21 protein-coding genes and 1 pseudogene are annotated in these 23,217 nt (G+C 70.7%); 15 read left to right on the top strand and 7 right to left on the bottom strand.

Translation table 11 applies throughout. The annotated features are described in order from the left end of the window. Positions 1-105: 105 nt before the first annotated feature. Complete coding sequence (locus ABTZ54_RS02990) at positions 106-1,947, bottom strand: bifunctional metallophosphatase/5'-nucleotidase (RefSeq protein ID WP_351656552.1); 1,842 nt, start codon at positions 1,945-1,947, stop codon at positions 106-108. 140 nt (positions 1,948-2,087) lie between these two features. On the opposite strand from ABTZ54_RS02990, the gene mshD reads away from it, so the two are divergent. The 8 genes from mshD to pstB all read left to right on the top strand — a co-directional run bounded on the left by mshD (position 2,088) and on the right by pstB (position 11,164). After that, positions 2,088-3,014: a mycothiol synthase gene (gene mshD / locus ABTZ54_RS02985; protein ID WP_351656549.1), complete on the top strand. Its 927-nt coding sequence runs from the start codon at positions 2,088-2,090 to the stop codon at positions 3,012-3,014. A 207-nt stretch (positions 3,015-3,221) separates the two neighbouring features. Further along, a complete protein-coding gene (locus ABTZ54_RS02980; protein ID WP_351656546.1) occupies positions 3,222-5,471 on the top strand; it encodes an RNA degradosome polyphosphate kinase in 2,250 nt (749 codons plus the stop codon). After that, complete coding sequence (locus tag ABTZ54_RS02975; RefSeq protein WP_351656543.1) at positions 5,458-6,462, top strand: CHAD domain-containing protein; 1,005 nt, start codon at positions 5,458-5,460, stop codon at positions 6,460-6,462. Before ABTZ54_RS02980 ends, ABTZ54_RS02975 begins: the two co-directional genes overlap by 14 nt. Further along, a complete protein-coding gene (locus ABTZ54_RS02970; RefSeq protein ID WP_351656540.1) occupies positions 6,459-6,857 on the top strand; it encodes an NUDIX hydrolase in 399 nt (132 codons plus the stop codon). The genes ABTZ54_RS02975 and ABTZ54_RS02970 overlap by 4 nt, the downstream gene beginning before the upstream one ends. A gap of 197 nt (positions 6,858-7,054) precedes the next feature. Beyond that, on the top strand, positions 7,055-8,191 hold the full coding sequence (pstS, locus tag ABTZ54_RS02965) for a phosphate ABC transporter substrate-binding protein PstS (RefSeq protein WP_351656537.1): 1,137 nt from the start codon (positions 7,055-7,057) through the stop codon (positions 8,189-8,191). A gap of 115 nt (positions 8,192-8,306) precedes the next feature. Then, the gene (gene pstC / locus ABTZ54_RS02960) at positions 8,307-9,290 is read left to right on the top strand and encodes a phosphate ABC transporter permease subunit PstC (RefSeq protein WP_351656534.1); all 984 of its coding nucleotides are present in this window, start codon (positions 8,307-8,309) and stop codon (positions 9,288-9,290) included. After that, a complete protein-coding gene (gene pstA / locus ABTZ54_RS02955) occupies positions 9,287-10,360 on the top strand; it encodes a phosphate ABC transporter permease PstA (RefSeq protein ID WP_351656532.1) in 1,074 nt (357 codons plus the stop codon). The genes pstC and pstA overlap by 4 nt, the downstream gene beginning before the upstream one ends. Positions 10,361-10,387: 27 nt before the next feature. Then, positions 10,388-11,164: a phosphate ABC transporter ATP-binding protein PstB gene (pstB, locus tag ABTZ54_RS02950; RefSeq protein ID WP_351656529.1), complete on the top strand. Its 777-nt coding sequence runs from the start codon at positions 10,388-10,390 to the stop codon at positions 11,162-11,164. Positions 11,165-11,260: 96 nt separating this feature from the next. Here the strand turns inward: pstB and ABTZ54_RS02945 are convergent, their stop codons facing one another. Both ABTZ54_RS02945 and ABTZ54_RS02940 read right to left on the bottom strand, forming a co-directional pair. Next, complete coding sequence (locus tag ABTZ54_RS02945; protein WP_351656526.1) at positions 11,261-12,259, bottom strand: inorganic phosphate transporter; 999 nt, start codon at positions 12,257-12,259, stop codon at positions 11,261-11,263. A gap of 5 nt (positions 12,260-12,264) precedes the next feature. After that, positions 12,265-12,885 carry a DUF47 domain-containing protein gene (locus tag ABTZ54_RS02940; protein WP_351656523.1) on the bottom strand — a complete coding sequence of 207 codons (621 nt, stop codon included), beginning with the start codon at positions 12,883-12,885 and terminating at the stop codon, positions 12,265-12,267. 193 nt (positions 12,886-13,078) lie between these two features. Here ABTZ54_RS02940 and ABTZ54_RS02935 point away from each other — a divergent pair, with 193 nt between their 5' ends. After that, positions 13,079-13,456 carry a metal-sensitive transcriptional regulator gene (locus ABTZ54_RS02935; protein ID WP_351656520.1) on the top strand — a complete coding sequence of 126 codons (378 nt, stop codon included), beginning with the start codon at positions 13,079-13,081 and terminating at the stop codon, positions 13,454-13,456. A 79-nt stretch (positions 13,457-13,535) separates the two neighbouring features. Here the strand turns inward: ABTZ54_RS02935 and ABTZ54_RS02930 are convergent, their stop codons facing one another. The 4 genes from ABTZ54_RS02930 to ABTZ54_RS02915 form a co-directional block, all read right to left on the bottom strand. After that, positions 13,536-13,715 (bottom strand): hypothetical protein, encoded by a 180-nt coding sequence (locus ABTZ54_RS02930; protein ID WP_351656517.1) that lies wholly within the window; start codon positions 13,713-13,715, stop codon positions 13,536-13,538. Positions 13,716-13,839: 124 nt separating this feature from the next. Then, on the bottom strand, positions 13,840-14,661 hold the full coding sequence (locus ABTZ54_RS02925) for an SCO4651 family lipoprotein (RefSeq protein ID WP_351656514.1): 822 nt from the start codon (positions 14,659-14,661) through the stop codon (positions 13,840-13,842). Positions 14,662-14,929: 268 nt separating this feature from the next. Next, positions 14,930-15,640: a phosphatase PAP2 family protein gene (locus tag ABTZ54_RS02920; RefSeq protein ID WP_351656511.1), complete on the bottom strand. Its 711-nt coding sequence runs from the start codon at positions 15,638-15,640 to the stop codon at positions 14,930-14,932. A 195-nt stretch (positions 15,641-15,835) separates the two neighbouring features. Next, a complete protein-coding gene (locus ABTZ54_RS02915) occupies positions 15,836-16,861 on the bottom strand; it encodes a C40 family peptidase (RefSeq protein WP_502997186.1) in 1,026 nt (341 codons plus the stop codon). A 345-nt stretch (positions 16,862-17,206) separates the two neighbouring features. Here ABTZ54_RS02915 and ABTZ54_RS02910 point away from each other — a divergent pair, with 345 nt between their 5' ends. The 6 genes and pseudogenes from ABTZ54_RS02910 to ABTZ54_RS02885 all read left to right on the top strand — a co-directional run. After that, positions 17,207-17,515: a DUF8827 family protein gene (locus ABTZ54_RS02910; RefSeq protein ID WP_046908545.1), complete on the top strand. Its 309-nt coding sequence runs from the start codon at positions 17,207-17,209 to the stop codon at positions 17,513-17,515. A gap of 118 nt (positions 17,516-17,633) precedes the next feature. Further along, the gene (locus tag ABTZ54_RS02905) at positions 17,634-18,431 is read left to right on the top strand and encodes a hypothetical protein (protein WP_351656506.1); all 798 of its coding nucleotides are present in this window, start codon (positions 17,634-17,636) and stop codon (positions 18,429-18,431) included. Next, on the top strand, positions 18,421-19,764 hold the full coding sequence (locus tag ABTZ54_RS02900) for a hypothetical protein (protein WP_351656503.1): 1,344 nt from the start codon (positions 18,421-18,423) through the stop codon (positions 19,762-19,764). The genes ABTZ54_RS02905 and ABTZ54_RS02900 overlap by 11 nt, the downstream gene beginning before the upstream one ends. Then, positions 19,761-21,314 (top strand): SCO6880 family protein, encoded by a 1,554-nt coding sequence (locus ABTZ54_RS02895; protein WP_351656501.1) that lies wholly within the window; start codon positions 19,761-19,763, stop codon positions 21,312-21,314. Before ABTZ54_RS02900 ends, ABTZ54_RS02895 begins: the two co-directional genes overlap by 4 nt. Positions 21,315-21,334: 20 nt before the next feature. Further along, positions 21,335-22,726 (top strand): ATP-binding protein, encoded by a 1,392-nt coding sequence (locus ABTZ54_RS02890; RefSeq protein ID WP_351656496.1) that lies wholly within the window; start codon positions 21,335-21,337, stop codon positions 22,724-22,726. Between the two features lie 4 nt (positions 22,727-22,730). Further along, positions 22,731-23,217: pseudogene (locus tag ABTZ54_RS02885) on the top strand (hypothetical protein); the annotation flags it as partial.

Below are 23,217 nucleotides of genomic sequence, written 5' to 3'. Positions count from 1 at the left end.
GGGTTGACATGCTCCCGCCATAGTGCGTACGGACCCGGTGTCCCGGCACACGGAAGGGGCGGCGCCCGCCACCGCGGACACCGCCCCTCCCCTACTCCGTAAGGACTACTTCACGACCGTGATCCGGTCCGCCGCCGGCACCGCCAGCGGCGCGGTCGCCGAGGAGTTCGCCGCCAGGTAGGCGTTGAAGACGTCCAGGTCCGAGGCGCCGACCAGCTTGTTGGTGCCCGTGGCGAGGGCCGGGAAGCCGTCGCCGCCGCCCGCGAGGAACTCGTTCATCGCGACGCGGTAGGTCTTCGAGGGGTCGATCGCCTCGCCGTTCAGCTTGATCGAGCCGTCGACGACGCGGTCCGCGCCCGTCTTGGTCATGTCGAGCGTGTAGGTGAGGCCCTTGGAGATCTGGAGGATCTTCACCGAGTTCAGGTTCGAGCCGCTGACCTGCTGCTTCAGCGCGGCGATGACGTTCGCGCCGGAGAGGTCGACCACGTTCATCATGTTGGTGAAGGGCTGCACGGTGAAGGACTCGCCGTAGGTCACCACGCCGTCGCCCTCGGCGCCGGACGCCTTGTAGACGAGGTCGGAGCGGATGCCGCCGGGGTTCATGAAGGCCAGCTGGGCGCCGCCCTTGTCCGCCGGGGACAGGCCCTGGAGCTGCGCGTCGGCGATCAGGTCGCCGAGCGGCTTCTCGTACGCCGTGGAGCCGCGGCCGTTGATGTCGGCGGCGATGTAGCCCTGCGGGCGGTTGGCGACCGGGGCGGCCAGCGCCTTCCAGTCGTCGATCAGCTTGGTGAGGTCCGCGGCCTTCGGGACGTCACGCGTCACGACGTGGTTGGCCGAGGCGACCGCGGTGCGGACGATGTCCTTGGTGCGGCGGTCGTAGGTCAGCGTGGTGTCCGTGTACAGCTTGCCGAACGAGGACGCCGAGGTGACCAGGCGCGGCTTGCCCGACGGGTCGGGGATGCTGCACACGTAGGCCTGGTGGGTGTGGCCGGTGACCAGCGCGTCGACCTGCGGCGACACGTTCTTCGCGATGTCGACGATCGCGCCGGAGACGCCCTCGCCCTCACCGTCGCCGTCACCGTCGCAGTTGTAGTTGTACGAGGACGAGGCCGGCATGCCGCCCTCGTGGACCAGGGCGACGATGGACTTGACGCCCTTGCGCTCCAGGACCTTCGTGTACTTGTTGATCGTCTCGACCTCGTCGCCGAACTTCAGGCCCTTGACGCCCTCGGCGGTGACGACGTTCGGAGTGCCCTCCAGGGTCACACCGATGAAGCCGATCTTGACGCCGTCCTTCTCCCAGATGAAGTACGGGTCGAGCAGCGGCTTGCCGGTCTTCTCGTTCGTCACGTTGGCCGCGAGGTACGGGAAGTCGGCGCCCTCGAACTTCTTGCCCTCGACGAAACAGCCGGCGGTCGGGTGACAGCCGCCGTTCTGCATCCGGGCCAGCTCGCGCGCGCCCTCGTCGAACTCGTGGTTGCCCACCGAGGTGACGTCGAGGTCCAGCTCGTTGAGCGCGCCGATGGTGGGCTCGTCGTGGAAGAGGCCCGAGAGCAGCGGCGAGGCGCCGATCAGGTCACCGGCGGCGGCCGTGATGGAGTAACGATTCCCCTCACGGGCCTGGCGCAGGTGCGTCGCCAGGTACTCGACACCACCGGCGTCGACCTTCGTGGTGGTGCCGTCCGGGTTGGTCCGCGTGACCTGGCCGGAGGAACCGGCCGGGGGCTCCAGGTTGCCGTGGAGGTCGTTGAACGAGAGCAGCTGGACGTCGACCATCCGCCCCCAGCCCTTGCCGTTCGTGCTGTACGACGCGCCGTCCGCGCTCACGTCGTCCTGCGAGGCACCGGCCGGAATGGCGGCGACGAGCGCACCGATGGTGGCCAGTCCCGCTCCGGCGACGAGAATCCGCCGCCCCGTCCTGTTCTGCTTCGACCGCTTCGCTGCCATCCGCTCCCCTTGAATCCCGATCTGTCCTGCGAGCCGCAGCCTAGAGTCAACGCGCGTAGCGCAACAGGGGTTGGCTGGTTACGAGCTGGTTGCCATTGATCTGCCCCCCGACGACACACCCCGGCCGTAGGCTCGTCACCATGACTTCCGACGCGGCGCCGGCCCTTGAACCGGGACGGCAGATCACCAGTTACGAAGAACTGAACCCCGAGCAGGTCACGGCGGTCCTCGACCTCCTGGAGGCCGCCGACCGCGCCGACGGCATGCACGCCGTGTCCGAACAGGGCCGGCTCTATCTGCGCCACGGCCGCCGCGCGGGCGTCCGCCACTTCCTCCTCACGGTCGGCTCCCACCTCTACGGATACGCCCAGTTGGAGGAGACCGACCCCGTCGAGGCCCCCGCGGCCGAGCTGGTCGTCCACCCCTCGCACCGCGGCCGCGGCCACGGCCGGGCGCTCGGCACCGCCCTGCTCGACGCCTCCGGCAAGCGGCTGCGGGTGTGGGCGCACGGCGGCAAGTCCGCCGCCCGCCACCTCGCCCAGGTCCTCGGCCTGACCCTCTTCCGCGAACTCCGCCAGCTGCGCCGCCCGCTGGTGCCGCTGGACATCCCGGAGCCGGTGCTGCCCGAAGGCGTCACCATCCGCACCTTCGCGCCCGGCCAGGACGACACGGCCTGGCTCGCGGTCAACGCGGCCGCCTTCGCCCACCACCCCGAACAGGGCTCGCTCACCCAGCGGGACCTGGACGACCGGATGGCCGAGCCGTGGTTCGACCCGAAGGGCTTCTTCCTCGCGGAGAAGGACGGCCGGCTCGTCGGCTTCCACTGGACCAAGGTCCACCCCGAGGAGCAGCTCGGCGAGGTCTACGTCGTCGGCGTGCTGCCCGACGCCCAGGGCGGCGGCCTCGGCAAGGCCCTGACGACGACCGGACTGCGCCACCTGGCGGCCCAGACCCTGCCGACCGCGATGCTGTACGTGGACGCCGACAACACGGCCGCCGTGACGGTCTACGAGCGTCTCGGCTTCCGGACCCACGAGGTCGACCTGATGTACCGCACGGAGTCCTGACCCCCTCCGCGGAAGCGCCGGTGGCGGGGCCCATGCGGCCCCGCCCCCGATTCCCGGAGGACACGTCCCCGTTACCGGCCATTCAGACGCGCTTGCGACGCTCACGCAATGAAGCGCTCCGTGTCCGCTCTTCCCAAGGGGAGACTCCCCTCCCCCACGGCCCGCTCCGACGCGCCCCACCAGCCCTTCGCGCGGAAGAATGGGACCATGAGCCAGCAGCCCGAGGTCCCGGTCCAGCCGTCCGCGAAGGCCACCCCGAAGTCGGCCGCCCAGCCGTCCCTGGGGTCCATAGCCGCTCACCGGCCGCACGCCGTCAACGGCGCCGCCACGAGCGACCTGGAACCCGACCTGGACGCCGATCTCGACGCGTACGAGGACGACGACAGCGCCGGGGAGCTGCCCCAGGGCCGCTTCCTCGACCGGGAGCGCAGCTGGCTCGCCTTCAACGAGCGGGTGCTCGAACTCGCCGAGGACCCCCACACGCCCCTCCTCGAACGGGCGAACTTCCTCGCGATCTTCGCGTCGAACCTCGACGAGTTCTTCATGGTCCGCGTGGCCGGCCTCAAGCGCCGCATCGCCACCGGCGTCGCCACCCGCTCCGCCTCCGGCCTCCAGCCCCGCGAGGTCCTCGACCTGATCTGGACCCGCTCGCGCGAGCTCATGGCCCGGCACGCCGCCTGCTACCAGCAGGACGTCGCCCCGGCCCTCGCCGACGAGGGCATCCACCTCATCCGCTGGCCCGAACTCACCGAGAAGGAGCAGGCCCGCCTCTTCACCCTGTTCCGGCAGCAGATCTTCCCGGTCCTCACCCCGCTGGCCGTGGACCCGGCGCACCCCTTCCCGTACATCTCCGGCCTCTCCCTGAACCTCGCGGTCGTGGTCCGCAACCCCGTCAGCGGCCACCGCCACTTCGCCCGCGTCAAGGTCCCGCCGCTGCTCTCCCGCTTCCTGGAGGCCTCCCCCGAGCGCTACGTCCCGCTGGAGGACGTCATCGCCGCGCATCTGGAGGAGCTCTTCCCCGGCATGGAGGTGCTCGCCCACCACATGTTCCGGGTGACCAGGAACGAGGACCTGGAGGTCGAGGAGGACGACGCCGAGAACCTGCTCCAGGCCCTGGAGAAGGAGCTCATGCGCCGCCGCTTCGGGCCGCCGGTGCGCCTGGAGGTCGAGGAGTCCATCGACCCGTACGTCCTCGATCTGCTCGTCCGCGAGCTGAAGATCTCCGATGCCGAGGTCTACCCGCTGCCCGGCCCGCTCGACCTCACCGGCCTCTTCCGCATCGCCTCCCTCGACCGGCCCGAGCTGAAGTACCCCAAGTTCGTCGCCGGCACCCACCGCGACCTCGCCGAGGTCGAGTCCGCCTCCGCGCCCGACATCTTCGCCGCGGTCCGCGAGCGGGACGTGCTCCTCCACCACCCGTACGACTCCTTCTCGACCTCCGTCCAGGCCTTCCTGGAGCAGGCGGCGGCCGACCCGGACGTCCTCGCGATCAAGCAGACGCTGTACCGCACCTCCGGCGACTCCCCGATCGTCGACGCCCTCATAGACGCCGCCGAGTCCGGCAAGCAGGTCCTCGTCCTCGTCGAGATCAAGGCCCGCTTCGACGAGCAGGCCAACATCAAGTGGGCCCGCAAGCTGGAGGAGGCCGGCTGCCACGTCGTCTACGGCCTGGTCGGCCTCAAGACCCACTGCAAGCTCTCCCTGGTGGTACGCCAGGAGGGCGAGGTCCTGCGCCGCTACTCGCACGTCGGCACCGGCAACTACCACCCCAAGACCGCCCGGCTCTACGAGGACCTCGGCCTGCTCACCGCAGACCCGCAGGTCGGCGCCGACCTCTCCGACCTGTTCAACCGGCTCTCCGGCTACTCCCGCCGCGAGACCTACCGCCGGCTGCTCACCGCCCCCAAGTCGCTCCGCGACGGCCTGGTCTCCCGGATCAACAAGGAGGTCGCCCACCACCGCGCCGGGCGGCCCGCCTACGTCAAGATCAAGGTCAACTCGCTGGTCGACGAGGCCGTCATCGACGCCTGCTACCGGGCCTCCCAGGCCGGCGTCCCCGTCGACATCTGGGTCCGCGGCATCTGCGCCGTACGCCCCGGCGTCGAAGGCCTCTCCGAGAACATCAGGGTCCGCTCGATCCTCGGCCGCTTCCTGGAGCACTCCCGGGTCTTCGCCTTCGGCAACGGCGGCGAACCCGAGGTCTGGCTCGGCAGCGCCGACATGATGCACCGCAACCTGGACCGGCGGATCGAGGCCCTCGTACGGGTCTCCGACCCCGCCCACCGGGCCGCTCTGACCCGGCTCCTGGAGACCGGGATGTCCGACACCACCTCCTCCTGGCACCTCGGCCCGGACGGGAACTGGACGCGGCACGCGACCGATCCCGAAGGCCAGCCGCTGCGGCACGTCCAGGAGATGCTCATCGACGCGCGGAGGCGCCGGCGTGCACAACCCTGACATCACCTCCGAGGTCTCGGCCGAGGTCTCGGCCGGCGAGGTGCTCACCCCCTACCTGCACGCGCGGGCCGCGGACTTCCTCCGCGGCCTGCGGCTGCACGGCGACAGCGGCGCCGACACCGCGGGCGCCGAGCAGGCCACCCGTACGCTGCGGGCCGCCGCCCGCCGCATCAGCGGGACCCTGCACACCTTCCGCCCGCTCCTCGACCCCGCCTGGGCCGACCAGCTCCGCACCGAGCTGGCCTGGCTCTCCGGCACCCTCGCCCTGGAGCACGCCTGCACCTCCCGGCTCGTCCGGCTGGTGGACGCCCTGTCCCGCCTGTCGAGCGGCGGCGCGGGCCTGGTGCCCACCGCACGCCGTACGGAGAGCTCGGCGCCCGGCCTCACCGTGGGCGCCGCCCGCGCCGGCGCCCTCCTCGAACGCCAGCTCACCCTCGGCCGCACCCGCGCCCACTCCGCCGCCCTCCAGGCCCTGGGCTCCGCCCGCTTCCACGCCGTCGCCGACGCCGTCGCCCTGCTCGCCTCCGAGGTCCCGCTGGGCCCGGCCGGCGCCGCCCCGGCCCCCGACGTCCTGGACGCCCCCGCCGCGGTCGTCGAAGCCCGCCTCCTCGACGCGGTCGCCGCCCTCCCGCTGACCCGGGCGGCCCACCCGTACAACGCCGAGGCCCTCGCCCTGGCCGCCGGCGAGAACCAGGACGCCCCCTGGCACCACACCCGCGCCCTGCTCCGGCTGCACCGCTACGCCGCCGAGGTCCTGCACCCCGGCGCCGAACCGGACCCGCTCCTGTACGAGGCCGGGCGCGCCCTGGACCGCCACCGCGACGCCGCCGAAGCCGCCGCCGCGGCCGCCGCGGCCGCCCGCACCCCGCGCATCGCCCCGGCCACCGCGTACGCCCTGGGCGTCCTCCACGCCGACCAGCGCCACGACGTCGAGGCCTCCCGCTTCACCTTCCAGCGGGCCTGGTCCCGCGTGACGGCGGGCGTCCCGTGATCCTCGCCGCGGGCTGCGTCCTGTGGCGCCCGGCCGAGGAGGGCGGGGGCGTGGAGATCGCCCTGGTCCACCGGCCGAAGTACGGCGACTGGTCGCACCCGAAGGGCAAGCTGAAGCGCGACGAGACGCTCCGGGAGTGCGCGCTGCGCGAGGTACGGGAGGAGACCGGCCACTCCTGCGAGCTGGGCGCCCGCCTCCCCACCCTCCACTACCCGGTGAACGGGGAGCCGAAGGAGGTCAGCTACTGGGCCGCGCGGGCCCTCTCCGGCGCCTTCGCCCCCTCCCGCGAGGTCGACGCCCTCATATGGCTGTCCCCCGCCGCCGCCCGCGTACGGCTCACCCAGCAGCGCGACCGCGAGCTCCTCGACGCACTGCTTTCGGCAACGGCCAGATAACGGACCGCACCTCACCTTCTGGCACGGTTCACTTCCCGTTCACCCTCTCCCGTCGACCGCTTCACCTGTTCTGCCTAATTTCGGCTGTACAAGGTGCACGGCACAGCCCAGGCACCCACCACCCCGACACACGCCGCCGTAGAACGTCCAGGACAGCAAGGTCCACGCCAGGCGGCTTCTGGAAGGAACACCCACAAGTGAAGCTTTCGCGAAACGGGCTTCGCGCCTCCGCGATCGGTGCCCTCGTCGTCTCCGGCGCGCTCGTCCTCTCGGCGTGTGGTTCGGACAACAACACCGAGCCCACCAAGGACGGCGGCAAGACCTCCGCCGCCGCCGCGTCGAACGTCAAGTGCGACGGTGCCAAGGGCCAGCTCCTCGCCGCCGGCTCCAGCGCGCAGAAGAACGCGATGGACCTCTGGGTCAAGAACTTCCAGGCCGCCTGCTCGGGCGTCGAGGTCAACTACCAGGCCATCGGCTCGGGTGGTGGCATCACCAAGTTCAACCAGGGCCAGGTCACCTTCGCCGGCTCCGACTCCGCCCTCAAGGACGAAGAGGTCGCGGCGTCGCAGAAGATCTGCACCGGCGGCAAGGGCATCAACCTGCCGATGGTCGGCGGCCCCATCGCCATCGGCTACAAGCTGGACGGCGTGGACAACCTCGTCCTGGACGCCCCCACCCTGGCCAAGATCTTCGACACGAAGATCACCAAGTGGAACGACCCGGCCATCGCCAAGCTGAACCCGGGCGCCAAGCTGCCGGACTCCACCATCCAGGCCTTCCACCGCTCGGACGAGTCGGGCACCACCCAGAACCTGGGCAAGTACCTCTCGGCCACCGCGAAGGCCGACTGGAAGTACGACCCGAAGACGAAGTCGTGGCCCGCCCCCGGTGGCCAGGCCGCCAACGGCTCCTCCGGTGTCGCCACCGCGGTCAAGGACGCCGAGGGCTCCATCGGCTACTTCGAGCTCTCGTACGCCACCGCCAACAAGATCTCCACGGTCAGCATCAACACCGGCGCCTCCGCCCCGGTCGCGGCCACCACGGAGAACGCCTCCAAGGCCATCGCCGCCGCCAAGGTCAAGGGCACCGGCAGCGACCTGGCCCTCTCCCTCGACTACACCACCAAGGCCGAGGGCGCCTACCCGATCACCCTGGTCACGTACGAGATCGCCTGCGACAAGGGCAACAAGGCGGACACCCTGCCGACCCTGAAGGCCTTCCTGAACTACACCGCCAGCGAGGAGGGCCAGAAGGTCCTCTCCGACGCCGGCTACGCCCCGCTCCCGGCCGAGATCGCGGCCAAGGTCCGCGAGATCGTCCCCACCCTGTCCTGACCCCCGACCGGGTCCGGCCCCTCACCTCCCGTGGAGGGGCCGGACCCGGCATCCGGTGCACCGCCGCCAGGAGCCCGTACGCCCCCCGTACCGGCTCCGCAGACCGGAGAAGCAGATGGCTACGACAACACCCGACACACCCGACATACGGAGCAGCCGCCGCGCCAAGAGCGTGGGCCGCGCCGGGGACCGCGTCTTCAGCGGTCTGTCCCGCGGCTCCGGCATCACGCTCCTCGTGATCATGGCCGCCATCGCGGTCTTCCTCACGTACCGCGCCGTCCTCGCGATCTCGCAGGACTCCACCAACTTCTTCACGACCTTCGAGTGGAACCCCGCCGCGAACCCGCCGGTCTTCGGCATCGCGGTCCTCGCCTTCGGCACGGTCGTGTCCTCGGTGATCGCCATGGCGATCGCCGTCCCCGTCGCGATCGGCATCGCGCTGTTCATCTCGCACTACGCCCCGCGCAAGCTGGCCAAGCCGCTCGCGTACGTGGTCGACCTGCTCGCCGCCGTGCCCAGCATCATCTACGGCCTGTGGGGCGCGATCTTCCTCGTCCCGTACCTGGACGGCCTCAACAAGTGGCTCGACCAGTACCTGGGCTGGACGTACATCTTCGACAAGTCCAGCGACGGCGTCGCCCGCAACATGTTCACCGTCGGCATCCTGCTGGCGATCATGATCCTCCCGATCATCACCAACGTGACCCGCGAGGTCTTCCTCCAGGTCCCGCGGATGCACGAGGAGGCCGCGCTCGCCCTCGGCGCCACGCGCTGGGAGGTCGTCCGCATGTCGGTGCTGCCCTTCGGCCGCTCCGGCATCATCTCCGCCTCGATGCTCGGCCTCGGCCGCGCCCTCGGCGAGACGATGGCCGTCGCCGTCGTCCTCTCCCCCAGCTTCGTGCTCTCGGGCCACCTGCTCGACCCGGGCGGCGGCACCTTCGCGCAGAACATCGCCGCGAAGTTCAACGAGGCCAACGAGTTCGGCCGGGACGCCCTGATCGCCTCGGGTCTCGTCCTCTTCGTCATCACCCTGCTGGTCAACGGCGCCGCACGCATGATCATCGCGCGCCGCAAGGAGTACTCGGGGGCGAACGCATGAGCCACGCCATACAGGAACGCCCGGTGGCCACGGCCGGCCCGCGCCGCTCCCTCTCGCACGCCCGGCTCCCGCGCTGGACCCCCGCCGCCGTCGCCGTCGGCTCGATCGCCGCGGGCTGCGGCATCGGCCTCGCCGCCGGCTGGCACAGCAAGGTCCAGTGGGGCCTGATCTCCGCGCTGCTCTTCGTCCTGGCCACCTACGGGATCACCACCAAGGTGGAGGGCTCCCGCCAGGCCAAGGACCGCGTCGCGACCAGCCTCGTCTGGGTCTGCTTCGTCCTCGCCGTGGTCCCGCTGCTCTCGCTCGGCTGGGTCACCATCAGCAAGGGCCTGGAAGTCCTCGACCCGTACTTCCTCACCCACTCGATGAACGGCGTCCTCGACGCCGAGGCCGGCGGCGGGCTCTACCACGCGCTGCTCGGCACCATCGAGCAGGTCGCCATCGCGACGGCGATCGCCGCGCCCATCGGCCTGCTCACCGCGGTCTACCTGGTCGAGTACGGCGGCGGGAGGCTGGCCCAGGCGGTCACCTTCTTCGTCGACGTCATGACGGGCATCCCCTCGATCGTCGCGGGCCTCTTCATCCTCGCCACCTGGAACCTGATGCTGGGCTTCGGGCCCTCCGGGTTCGCCGGCGCGATGGCCCTCGCGATCCTGATGATGCCGGTCGTCGTCCGCTCCACCGAAGAGATGCTGAAGCTGGTCCCGAACGAGCTGCGCGAGGCCTCCCTCGCGCTCGGTGTCCCCAAGTGGCGCACGATCCTGAAGGTGGTCCTGCCCACCGCGATCGGCGGCATCACCACGGGCGTCATGCTCGCGGTCGCCCGCATCACCGGTGAGACGGCCCCCGTACTCCTCCTCGTGTTCGGTACGAAGCTCATCAACCCGAACCCCTTCGAAGGCGCCCAGTCCTCCCTGCCGCTCTACGTGTACGAGCAGTACGCGGTCGGCACCGACGCCGCCGTGGCCCGCGCCTGGGCAGCGGCACTCGTCCTGATCGCCTTCGTCATGATCCTCAACATGGTGGCCCGCGGCATCGCCCGCTGGAAGGCCCCCAAGACCGGCCGCTGACCGCGACCACCCTGGAAGTGAATTGATATGGCCAAGCGAATCGATGTCAGCGGCCTCTCCGCCTACTACGGCAACCACAAGGCGATCGACGACATCTCCATGACCGTCGAGCCCCGCTCCGTGACGGCCTTCATCGGCCCGTCCGGCTGCGGCAAGTCCACCTTCCTGCGCACCCTGAACCGCATGCACGAGGTCACCCCCGGTGGCCGCGTCGAGGGCAAGGTGATGCTGGACGACGAGAACCTGTACGGCGCCAACGTCGACCCGGTCGCGGTGCGCCGCACGGTCGGCATGGTGTTCCAGCGCCCCAACCCCTTCCCCACCATGTCGATCTTCGACAACGTGGCGGCGGGCCTGCGGCTGAACGGCAGCTACAAGAAGGCCGAGCTGGCCGAGATCGTCGAGCGCTCCCTCAAGGGCGCCAACCTCTGGAACGAGGTCAAGGACCGCCTCAACAAGCCGGGCTCCGGCCTCTCCGGCGGCCAGCAGCAGCGCCTGTGCATCGCCCGCGCCATCGCGGTCGAGCCCGACGTCCTGCTGATGGACGAGCCCTGCTCGGCCCTCGACCCGATCTCGACCCTCGCCATCGAGGACCTGATCGGCGAGCTCAAGGAGCGCTTCACGATCGTCATCGTGACGCACAACATGCAGCAGGCCGCCCGCGTCTCGGACCGTACCGCCTTCTTCAACCTGGCGGCCGTGGGCCAGCCGGGCAAGCTGATCGAGCTGGACGACACCGAGCGCATCTTCTCCAACCCGAGCGTCCAGGCGACCGAGGACTACATCTCCGGCCGCTTCGGATAAACACGTCGTACGGCGCTGCATGGCGGTGCCGCCGTACGACACGAAAGGGCCCGGCTCCCCCAGGGGAGCCGGGCCCAACCACATTCCGTACGGGTACTACCCGAAGAACAGCGCCACCACGTAGTAGCTCAGCGCGGCCACCAGGGCCGCCGCCGGCATCGTGATGAACCAGCCGAGGACGATGTTCTTGGCGACGCCCCAGCGCACCGCGTTGACGCGCTTGGTGGCGCCCACACCCATGATCGCCGAGGTGATGACGTGGGTGGTGGAGATCGGCGCGTGGAACAGGAACGCCGAGCCGAACATGATCGAGGCGCCGGTGGTCTCCGCGGCGAAGCCCTGCGGCGGGTCCAGCTCGATGATCTTGCGGCCGAGGGTCCGCATGATCCGCCAGCCGCCCGCGTACGTGCCGAGCGAGAGCATCGTGGCGCAGACGATCTTCACCCAGACCGGGATGTCGTCGCCCTGCTGCTGCACATCGGCGATGACCAGGGCCATCACCACGATGCCCATGGTCTTCTGCGCGTCCTGGAGACCGTGGCCGAGGGCCATGCCGGCCGCCGAGACGGTCTGCGCGATACGGAAGCCGCGCTTGGCCTTGTGCGGGTTGGCCTTGCGGAAGAGCCACAGGATCACGCACATGACCAGGTAACCGGCGACGAGGCCGACCACCGGCGAGACGAACATCGGGATGACGACCTTGTCGAGCACGCCCGACCAGATGACCTCCGTGCCACCCGCGAGCGCCGCGCCCACCATGCCGCCGAACAGGGCGTGCGAGGAGGAGGACGGCAGCCCGAAGTACCAGGTGACCAGGTTCCAGATGATCGCGCCGACCAGCGCGGCGAAGAGGATGCCCATCCCCTTGTCGCCGTGCGGGGTCTCGATCAGGCCCTCGCTGACGGTCTTGGCGACCCCGCTGCCGAGGAACGCGCCCGCCAGGTTCATGACCGCGGCCATCGCGAGCGCGGCCCGGGGCGTCAGCGCCCGGGTCGACACCGAGGTGGCGATGGCGTTGGCGGAGTCGTGGAAGCCGTTCGTATACGTGAAGCCGAGCGCGACACCGATGGTCACGATCAGAGCGAAGGTGTCCACGAAGCTCAGGACTCCTTGACCGCGATGGTCTCCACCGTGTTGGCCACGTGCTCGAAGGCGTCGGCCGCCTCTTCCAGGACGTCCACGACCTGCTTGAGCTTCAGCACCTCGATGGCGTCGTACTTGCCGTTGAAGAGGTGCGCGAGCAGCTTGCGGTGGATCTGGTCCGCCTGGTTCTCCAGCCGGTTGACCTCGATCCAGTACTCGGTGAGGTTGGCCATGGTCCGCAGGTTCGGCATGGCCTCGGCGGTGAGCTCGGCGGCCCGGGCCAGCACCTCGATCTGCTGCTCGACGCCCTTGGGCAGTTCCTCGATGTTGTAGAGGACGACCAGGTCGACGGCCTCCTCCATGAAGTCCATGATGTCGTCGAGGGAGGACGCGAGGGAGTAGATGTCCTCGCGGTCGAACGGCGTGATGAACGAGGAGTTCAGCTGGTGGAAGATGGCGTGGGTCGCGTCGTCGCCGGCGTGCTCCGCTGCCCGCATCCGTTCCGCGATCTCGGCCCGGGCGGAGGCGTCCGCTCCGAGCAGTTCCATCAGGAGCTTGGCGCCCGTGACGATGTTGTCCGCGGACGCGGCGAACATGTCGTAGAAGCTCGTCTCCCTGGGGGTCAGACGAAATCGCACGTGGGGTCCTCGGGGTGCTGGGTTTCGGTCAGGCTGATGCTAGGCGCATCATCCGGCCACGGCTAACCGGCGTCCCTTCAGTGTCCTCCATCAGGCACAGTGATCTGCACGGGGCCCGCACCGTTCACGCGGGGATCGGTACCATATACCCACGAGGGGTATACCCACCCTTTCTGGACAACGGGAGGACGCGATGACGACCACCGAGGCGGACCAGCTCACCCCTGAGGCCACGGCCGACCCGGCGGCCGAGCACGCCCCCGTCGCCGGCACGGACCACGACCACGGCGTGCACGGATACCACAAGCAGAAGGACGAGCACCTCAAGCGGCTGCGCCGCATCGAGGGGCAGATCCGCGGCCTCCAGCGCATGGTCGACGAGGACGTCTACTGCATCGACATCCTCACCCAGGTCTCGGCCTCCACGAAGGCCCTGCAGTCCTTCGCGCTCCAGCTCCTGGAGGAGCACCTGCGCCACTGCGTGGCGGACGCGGCGACCAAGGGCGGCGACGAGATCGAGGCCAAGGTCGAGGAGGCCACCAAGGCCATCGCCCGCATGATGCGCACCTGAGCGGCCCCGTGCGGGGACCCCGGCGCCCCACGCGCGCCGAGCGGCCCCGCGCGGGCGCCCAGCGCCCCGGGGGCCCGTCCTAGTGGGCGCGCCCCGCGTCGACCCGGAGCACCTCGTCGATGCGGTCGGCGCTCAGCCGCTCCTCGGCGGCCGTCGAGGCCGCGATGATCAGGTCACCGCACAGTTCGATCTCGGCCAGGGCGATGCGCTCGGGGTCGCTGAGCGCGGTCGCGGTAGCGGGCGGCGGAGCCATGCGCATTCACCTCTTCCTGCCGGCGTCGGTCTCCCAGCGTAGGGAGCGCCCTACGGACCGCACATGACACGTCCGGACCATTTGGCGATGGCCACGGCGGGGGCCCGGCACGGGCCCGTCCCGAGGCCCCTCAGGCCTTGATCCTCCCGGCGTAGATGTCCTCGTGGTCCGGCAGCGTCACCGTCACCCGCGCCCCGAACCCGTACAGCAGCGTGGTCGACGCGACCGCGACCGTACGCCCCTGATTGCTGAAGCTGAACTGGTGCCGCACCTTGCGCAGCAGCCCCTCCCCGTCCAGATACGCGTCGAAGGGCACCGTGTCCGTGGTGAACCCTTTCGCCGCGGCGGCCAGCGCCCCGCGCACCTGCGGGGAGGCCTGCCGGGCGGCCTCGGCGATGTCGGTGACGCCCCGGTAGTGGCGGACCTTGACCCCGGCGAGGTCGACCTCGCCCACGTACGCCACCGTGCGGGCGCCGCGCAGCAGCTCGGCGGCGGCGGCCGGGTCGGTGGCGCCGCCGGTGACCAGATTGCCGTCGTCGAGGGTGGTGGTGTCGACCCGTACCCACTTGTCGGCGGGGACGCCCGCGCCCCGGTTCTTCATATAGAGCGCGCCGGGCGCCAGCAGCTCGGTGATGGGCCGGTGCTCGCTCTCCCCGGCGGCGTCCTTGGGGAGGATCACCTGGAGGGTGCCGCTGCGGCGGCGGAAGTCGTAGCCGCCCTCGCCCCGGATGGTGACGCGGGTGCCGCCGGAGGCCATCTCCAGGGAGGTGCTCGCCCGGGACGAGCCGGCCCGGGTCAGCGCCTCGGCCGCGCCGCGCACGGCCTGCGCCGGATCACCGCCCGGCTCCGCGCCGTCGTCCTGAGGGGCCGCGCACCCGCCGGCGGCCACCGTCCCCAGCAGCGCCGCGGCGGCGGCCCACGCCCCGCCCGAGCGTCCGTTCCGCACCACCATCGCCTGCCAACCCCCAACGCCGTACCGTTGTCCGTCCGGGTCCCACCCGTCCGGATAACGACGGTCGGGGCGGCCCGTCACGCGCAGTACGGTGGTGGGCGTGCATCACACGGAGACCACGGAACGCGGCTCGTTCGCGACGGCCCGGTGCAGCTGCGGCTGGCGGGGCCCGGCCCGCAGATCACGTGAGCGGGCCCGCACGGACGCGGCGGAGCACCTGGCGTCCGTCAGCCCTGAAGGGCTCCCCTCCCGGCCCTGAAGGGCTCCCCTAGGCGGCGAGGTCCCGTTCCCCGGAGCCGAGCCGGGACTCCGGCATACCGACGGTTTCGGCCACCGGCAGATGCTCGGCGGCGCGCCGGGAGCGGACCAGCCGGGCACCGCGCGGGGAGCGGGCGACGGCGGCGACGACCGGGGTGAGCAGGGCGAGCGCCGGGGGCGCGAGGAGCAGCGCGACGGCGGTGCCGAGCGCGAGGCCGCCGACGACGTCGGTCGGGTAGTGCACGCCCATGTAGACGCGGCAGAAGCCCTCGACGAGGGCGAGGCCGATGGCGGCGAGGCCGAACCTGCGGTGGGCGACGAAGACCCCGACGGCGATGGCCATCGCCATGGTGGCGTGGTCGCTGACGAAGGAGAAGTCGGTCTTGCCCTGGACGAGGACTTCGAGGCCCTGGTGGTCGTTGAACGGCCGGGGCCGCTCGACGAACCCGCGGATCGGGATGTTGATCAGCAGCGCGACACCGGCCGCGAGCGGGGCCCAGATCAGCGCCGCGAGCCCGGCGACCGAGTCGGCGGGGGTGCCGCGCCGGCGGACGCTCCACCAGCAGCCGAGCGCCACGAGGACGAGGCCGAGCATGATGCCGTACTCGCCCACGAAGCCCATGACGCGGTCGAACCACGACGGGGCGGCCTTCGCCAGCCCGTTGATGTCGTAGAGCAGGCTGACATCGGGGTTCGAACCGTCCGATGCGAGTCCAGCCATCTGCTGCGGCCCCTTGCTGTGTGTGGGTGTCCAACCCCCGTGGTCGGAGTGGTCGGATCGGTGAACGATCCACCCGAAGGCAGCGTTCCGCTCTCCGCCCAAGATCACGAGGACGTTATCGAAAGGTGACGGGTCGTCGCAGCTCAGGACCGTGGCCCGACGGAGAGTTCCGGCCAGGCCCCGGCCGCGCCGCCCCTACTGAGGAAGCCCGGTCGGCAGCGCCGCCGCCCCGTCCTTCGTCACTCGGGTCGCCCCGAAGTAGTCGGGCGTGTCGATCCGGTCGAAACGGATCACCGCCCCGGTGCGCGGGGCGTCGATCATGTAACCGCCGCCCACGTAGATCCCGACGTGCCTGATGGCACGCGAATTGGTCAGGTCGTCGGAGAAGAAGACCAGGTCCCCCGGCAGCAGCTCGTCGCGGCCCGGGTGCGGCCCGGCGTTGTACTGGTCGTTGGCCACGCGCGGCAGCTCGATCCCGACCTCCTGGTACGCGGCCTGGGTGAGCCCCGAGCAGTCGAACCGGCCATTCTGCGCCGCCGTGCCCGTACCGCCCCACAGATACGGCGTGCCCAGCTTCTGCTGCGCGTAGTAGATCGCGCCGGCCGCCTGCCGCGAGGGATCGACCCGGCCCACCGGGCGGGCGAAGCTCTTCTCCAGCGAGCGGATGATCCGCACGTAGTTCTGCGTCTCACTGATCCTCGGCACCCCGCCGGACCGGATGACCCGGTAGGCCCCGGCGTTGTACGCGGCCAGCATGTTGTTGGTGGGGTCCCCCGGCACGTCCTTCACGTACCCGGCGAGCTCGCAGTCGTACGAGGCGGCCGACGGGATCGCGTCCGCCGGGTCCCACACGTCCCGGTCCCCGTCCCCGTCCCCGTCGATGCCGTGCCCGGCCCAGGTGCCGGGGATGAACTGGGCGATGCCCCGGGCGTTGGCCGGCGAGACGATGGTCGGATTCCAGCCGCTCTCCTGGTAGAGCTGCGCGGCGAGCAGCGCCGGGTTGATCGCCGGGCAGAGATTGCCCCACTTCTGCACCAGACCCTGGTACGCGGCGGGCACGGCCCCCTTCGCGAGCGCCACGGTCCCGTTCCGCCCGGCCCCCGCGCCGCCGATCAGCCCGGCGGCCGCGGAGTAGGTCCCGACGACGATCAGGACGACAAAGCTGAGGCAGACACCGAGCGCCCCACCGGTCACCAGCCACGCCCCGCGCGCCTTACGCACCGTCAACCACCCCTCGGATCCTGGCAGTACGCCCCGCCGCGCCAGTCTAGGCGCGACCCCCCTCACCGACCCCCACAACGACTCCGACGCGGCCCCAAAGGTGCCACAACGACAATCATTGCCCGGAGTCACCCTCCGTGATACACAGAGTGACCATACGCGTCTTCGCATACAAACCGGCCGCACCGTCGCAGGTCAAGACGGTCAGATCGGTCAGATGTGCGGTGATCGGGTAAAGAGAGCTGTCAAGCCGTCACACGCGAGCGGTTTCATCAGCGAAGATAGGGCGACGACCCATGCCGTCCGGCACGGGCGACGAACTACCCAACAGGGGCGGTGAGTTACATGTACCTGGCGGCCGAGAAGGGCGACATCACCACCATCATCGGTGGAATCGCCCCGAACTGGGGGCCTTTCGGGAGCCTGGGCGCCGAGGCCAAGGTGATGATCGAGGTCGTGATGGCCGTGGCCATCCTGCTCTGTCTCGGCATCGCCATCTGGGGAGCCGCCAAGCAGCGCATCGGCGCGACCGCGCTGCGCGACACCTTCAGCGCGGAACAGGGCAAGGGCCTGATCGTGGCCGGTCTGACCGGCGTCTTCATCATCGGGTCCCTGGGAACGCTCTTCACCATCGTGTACGGGATGGCCGTCTAACCCGTTTCTCACCACCGAGGTCGCGTTCCCTGATGTCCAGTCACCACGCCGCGCCCGCGCGGCAACAGCCAGCCCGGCCTTCGTCGTACCCGCGATCGGCTGAAGGGGCGTACCCCGCATGAGCCTCGGCGACGAACACGACGGCCAGACCCGCACCCGTCTCCCCGAGACCGGCGCGCCCCGGCCGCCCGCCCGCAGCTCCCGCTCCCTCGTCGCAGTCGTCGGTGTCGTGGTCCTCCTGATCGCCGCCATCGCCCTCGCCAACCGCGGCGACGGCACCCCGGCGGACACCGGCTCCGGCTCCCCCGGCACCCCCGCCCGCTCCGGCGCCCCCACCGCGGCCACCGGCGTCCGCCCGGTGACCGGCCGCAACGGCGACATCCCCGGGGGCTTCGCGCGCGACGAGCAGGGCGCGCAGAGCGCGGCGGCCAACTACGCCGTCGCCCTGGGCTCCGTGGACATGTTCCAGCGCGGGCCGCGCGAGAGCATCGTCCGGGCCACCCACGACCCGGCCGTCGCCGACGCGCTGGTGCGGAACCTCGACACCTCGTACACCACCGCGTTCCTGGCCGCGATCGGCCTGGACGCCAACGGCACCGCCCCCAGCGGGCTGACGTTCGTCTCCCGCACGATCCCGGTCGGCACGAAGGTCAAGGACTTCACGGGCGACACCGCCACCGTGGAGGTCTGGTCCACCGGCCTCGTGGGACTCGCCGGCGAGGGCTCCACCAAGCCGGTCACATCGACGTGGTTCACCCTCACCGAGAAGCTCCGCTGGGTCGGCGACGACTGGAAGATCACCGGCTCGGAGCAGGCCGAGGGCCCCACGCCCGTCAACGGCGACAACCGCGCCTCACTCGCGGACGACATCGCCAAGGCCGTCGAGGGTTACGGAGGCTTCACCTATGCCCGCTAGCCGACGCTCCCCCCTGCGCACCCTGGCCGCGGGCGCGGCCACCGTCCCCGCAGCACTCGTCCTCCTCGCCTCCCGCGCGTACGCGGCACCTACGCCGACGCCGAGCCCGACGCCGTCGCCCAGTGCCAGCAACAACCCGTGCGCCCTCATCGTGGGCCAGGCCCGGGAGTACTGCGAGAACGGCCAGCGATCGGGCGGCACACCCCCGCGCATCACCGACACCACCACCAACCCCGACCCGCTCGCCTCCCTCGCCAACGGCTGTGCCAAGGCCGCCGCCTGGGTGGTCGACACCCTCTCCGCCGCCGTCAAGCAGACCGCCCAGGTCGACTTCACCAACACCGAGTTCCTCGGCCGCTACGCCATCGTCTTCGCCGCCGCCACCTTCCTCACCCTGCTCCTCTGGCTGCTGGCCGTCGCCAAACGGGCCATCCGGGGCGTCCCCCTCACCACCGCGCTCTCCGAGGCCATCGGGTTCCTCTGGCTGACCGTCCTCGCCTCCGCCTTCACCCCGCTCATCCTCTACACCGTCGTCAGCGCCACCGACGCCATCACCGAGGTCATCGCCTCCGGCACCGGCCAGCAGACCGACGTCTTCTTCGGCAGCTTCAAGCAGGCCCTGGAGAAGGGCGACAGCATCGGCGGCGGCCCGATCATGCTGATCATCGTCTCCCTGGTGACCGTCCTCGCCGCCGGCGTGCTCTACCTCGAACTCGTCCTGCGCGCCGTCCTGCTCTACGTCGGCGCCCTGCTCGGCGTCGTCGTCTACGCCGGGCTCGTCGACAAGAACATGTGGGGCCACGTCCGCCGCTGGGCGGGCATCATGATCGCGGTGATCCTGGTCAAGCCGGTCATCGTCATCGTCCTCGGACTCGCCGGCGCCCTCTCCTCCGGCACCGGCCCGGACTCCTTCTCCGCCGTCGTGTCCGGCCTCGCGATCATCCTGCTGGCGATCTTCGCCTCCGCCATGATCTACCGCTTCGTCCCCGGCTTCGGCGACGAGATCGTCGCCTCCCGCGACAACCGCCTGCACCGCGCCGGCGAGAACACCGCGGCCGCCGTCATCTCCTCCCCCGCCTCCCTCGTCTCCCAGGGCATCAAGACCCACAGCACCCGCGGCGACGGCGGCGGCCAGAGCGGCGGAGGCGGCGGAGCCCGCCCCGCCAACCCGCTCTCCGGCGGCGTCGCCGCCCACAGCAGCCGCGGCACGGGCGGCGGAGGCGGCACCGGAGCGACCCCTCCGCCCCCGCCCCGCAGCGGCAGCCCCACCGCGGGCACCCCGCACACCAGCCGTAGCAGCAACAGCAAGAACTCAGGAGGTGGAGGGCGTTGACGACCCAGTCCCAGCCGGTCTCGCCCCGCCGCACGTATCTCATCGGCCGCGCCCGGCCGAACGCGATCGTCGGCAAGAACCGCGAGACCGGCGAGATCGCGCTGATCATCGCCGGAGCCTTCCTCGGCATGATGAGCGGACTGATCGTCCCCGTCCTGTCCCTGCGGATCGCGCTCCTCACGGGCTTCCCGATGCTCGCGCTGGCCGCGGTCTACGTCCCGTACAAGCACCGCACGTTCTACAAGTGGTTCGAGATCAACCGCAGCTACAAGCGGATGCTCAAGCGGAGCACCGCCTACCGCTCCGGCACCGTCGAGGCCGGCACCCGCCTCGACGGCCGCGAGGTCGAGATCGGCCCGCCCCCCGGAATCGGCCACATCGGCTGGCTCGCCGCCCCCTTCGGCCCCGACGAGATCGCCGTCCTCCTGCACGGCGACCGCCGCACCGTCACCGCCGCCATCGAGATCGAGGGACCCGGCGTCGGCCTGCGCGACAGCGAGGACCAGGAAGCCCTCGTCGACCGCTTCGGCACCCTCCTCAAGCACGTCGCCAACGGGGACGGCTTCGTCACCCGCCTCCAGATGCTCGCCCGCACCCTCCCCGCCGACCCCGACGCCCACGCCAAGGACGTCGCCCAGCGCGGCGACCACCAGGCCCCCGGCTGGCTCCAGGAGTCGTACGAGCAGCTCCAGTCGATGGTCTCCACCTCCAGCGAGCAGCACCGCGCCTACCTCGTCGCCTGCATGCACTACAACCGCGAGCTCGCCGCCGAGGCCAACGCCATGGCCCGCGCCGCCCGCCACGCCTCCGGCGCCCGCAAGCTGGACCGCGACGCCGGCCTCGCCGTCGTCATGGCCCGCGAGCTCACCGACATCTGCGCCCGCCTCGCCGAGGCCGACATCCGCGTCCGCCAGCCCCTCGGCCAGTCCCGGCTCGCCTCCCTCGTGCACTCCATGTACGACCCGGACCACCCCATCGACCACATCCAGGCGATGACGAAGCGCAACGCCTGGCCGGCCGAACTCGACGCCATGGAGGCCACCTACCTCCAGGCCAAGACCCGCGAGTCCACCACCCGCGCCCCCTGGTGCCACGCCACCGCCTGGGTCAAGGAGTGGCCGATGACCCCCGTCGGCGTCAACTTCCTCGCCCCGCTCCTGGTCCACACCCCCGACGTCATCCGCACGGTCGCCGTCACCATGGACCTGGAGCCCACCGAGGTCGCCATCGAGCGCATGCTCACGGAGAAGACCAACGACGAGGCGGAGGCCTCCCGGCAGGCCAAGATGAACCGCACCGTCGACCCCCGCGACATCGCCGCCCACGGCCGGCTCGACCAGCGGGGTGAAGATCTCGCCAGCGGCGCCGCGGGAGTCAACCTCGTCGGGTACATCACCGTATCGTCGCGCTCCCCCGAGGCCCTGGCCCGGGACAAGCGCACGATCAGGGCCTCCGCCGGCAAGTCGTACCTGAAGCTGGAGTGGTGCGACCGCGAGCACCACCGGGCCTTTGTGAACACCTTGCCGTTCGCGACCGGCATCCGCCGCTAGGGCCGAAGGGGCACAGACCGATGCGAGATCCGCTGTCCGTCCTCACCGAAGCCTTCACCTCCTTCCTCTTCGGCAAGGTCGAGACGACCCGCCTGCCCGTACGCACCTCCACGGGCCAGGCCCAGGCCGTCTACCTGCCGACCGCGGCCCCCGGCCTCGGCGACTCAGGCGTGATCATCGGCCGCGAGGTCTACAGCGGCAAGGGGTACATCTACGACCCCTTCCAGCTGTACGGCCAGCAGCTCCCGGCCCCCCACTGGCTGGTCCTGGGCGAGTCCGGCAACGGAAAGTCCGCCCTGGAGAAGACCTACGTCCTGCGCCAGCTCCGCTTCCGCGACCGCCAGGTCGTGGTCCTGGACGCCCAGGGCGAGGACGGCGTCGGCGAATGGAACCTCATCGCCCAGGAGCTGGGAATAACCCCCATCCGCCTGGACCCGATGGTCGCCAACGACGACGGCATCCGCCTCAACCCCCTCGACCCCTCGATCACCACCACGGGCCAGCTGGCCCTCCTGCGCACGATCATCGAGGTGGCGATGGGCCACGGCCTCGACGAGCGCAGCGGCTTCGCGCTCAAGGTGGCCCACGCCTACGTCAACGACCACATCACCGACCGCCAGCCGATCCTCACGGACATCGTCGAGCAACTCCGCCACCCCGAGGCGGAATCCGCCGAGGCGATGAACGTGGACATAGACGATGTACGGGCCTGGGGCCTGGACGTGGCCCTCGTCCTCGACCGCCTGGTCGACGGCGACCTCCGAGGCATGTTCGACGGCCCGACCACGGTCGGCATCGACCTGGACGCCCCCCTGATCGTCTTCGACCTCTCCCACATCGACCGCAACAGCATCGCCATGCCGATCCTCATGGCGATCGTCGGCGTTTGGCTGGAACACACCTGGATCCGCCCCGACCGGAAGAAGCGCATCTTCCTCGTCGAGGAGGCCTGGCACATCATCAACAGCCCCTTCGTGGCCCAGCTGTTCCAACGCCTCCTGAAGTTCGGCCGCCGCCTCGGCCTGAGCTTCGTAGCCGTCGTCCACCACCTCTCCGACGTAGTGGACGGAGCAGCGGCAAAGGAAGCCGCAGCCATCCTCAAAATGGCAAGCACCCGCACCATCTACGCCCAGAAGGCGGACGAGGCCCGCAACACCGGCCGAGTCCTGGGCCTACCCCGCTGGGCGGTCGAAATCATCCCGACCCTCACCCCCGGCATCGCGGTCTGGGACGTCAACGGCAACGTCCAAGTGGTCAAACACCTCATCACCGAACGAGAACGCCCGCTCGTCTACACCGACCGCGCGATGACCGAGTCGTCCACCAGCGACCCGGAACTCGAATGGGAGACCGAGCAACGCGCGATCCTGATCGAACAACAGATGAACGACCCGCAGTCGACAGTGGCGTAGAGGCATGGCGAACAGAGAACACCAGGCCGGCGGCGGCATCCCCGACGGCCTGGTGGTGGGCCTCCTGGCCCTCCTCCTCGGCCTGGTCGTCCTCCTCTGGACGGCAACGGGCCTGGCCGCCCTGCTCACCCACGGCACCTGGCCCCCCGGCATCACCTTCACGGCCACCCCCGAGGCCGTCCGCTCCCTGATGACGTCCCCCACCGACCTCCCCGCAGCCTGGCCGAACACACCACCCCAAACCCTCCCGGGCTACGGCCTGTTCTGGGGCGTGGCCATCGGCGAGGCAATGATCATGGCAGTCCTCACGATCTTCACCCTAGGCACCCTGGCCCGCTGGAAGGCGGTCCGCGCGAACCGCAGGGCGGGCGTGTACGAGCAGCCGAAGACGGCGGGGAGGGGTCCGGGGCCGGAGCGGGGGAGGGAGGTGTCCGGACGTGGCGGCGCCCGTAACGAGCGAAGCGAAGTGAAGGTCGCAGTCCGGACATCGG

Origin of the sequence: Streptomyces sp. NPDC094032, assembly GCF_040303965.1 — a bacterium.
GTDB lineage: Bacteria > Actinomycetota > Actinomycetes > Streptomycetales > Streptomycetaceae > Streptomyces.
This window is presented reverse-complemented; position numbering and strand designations above follow the sequence as displayed.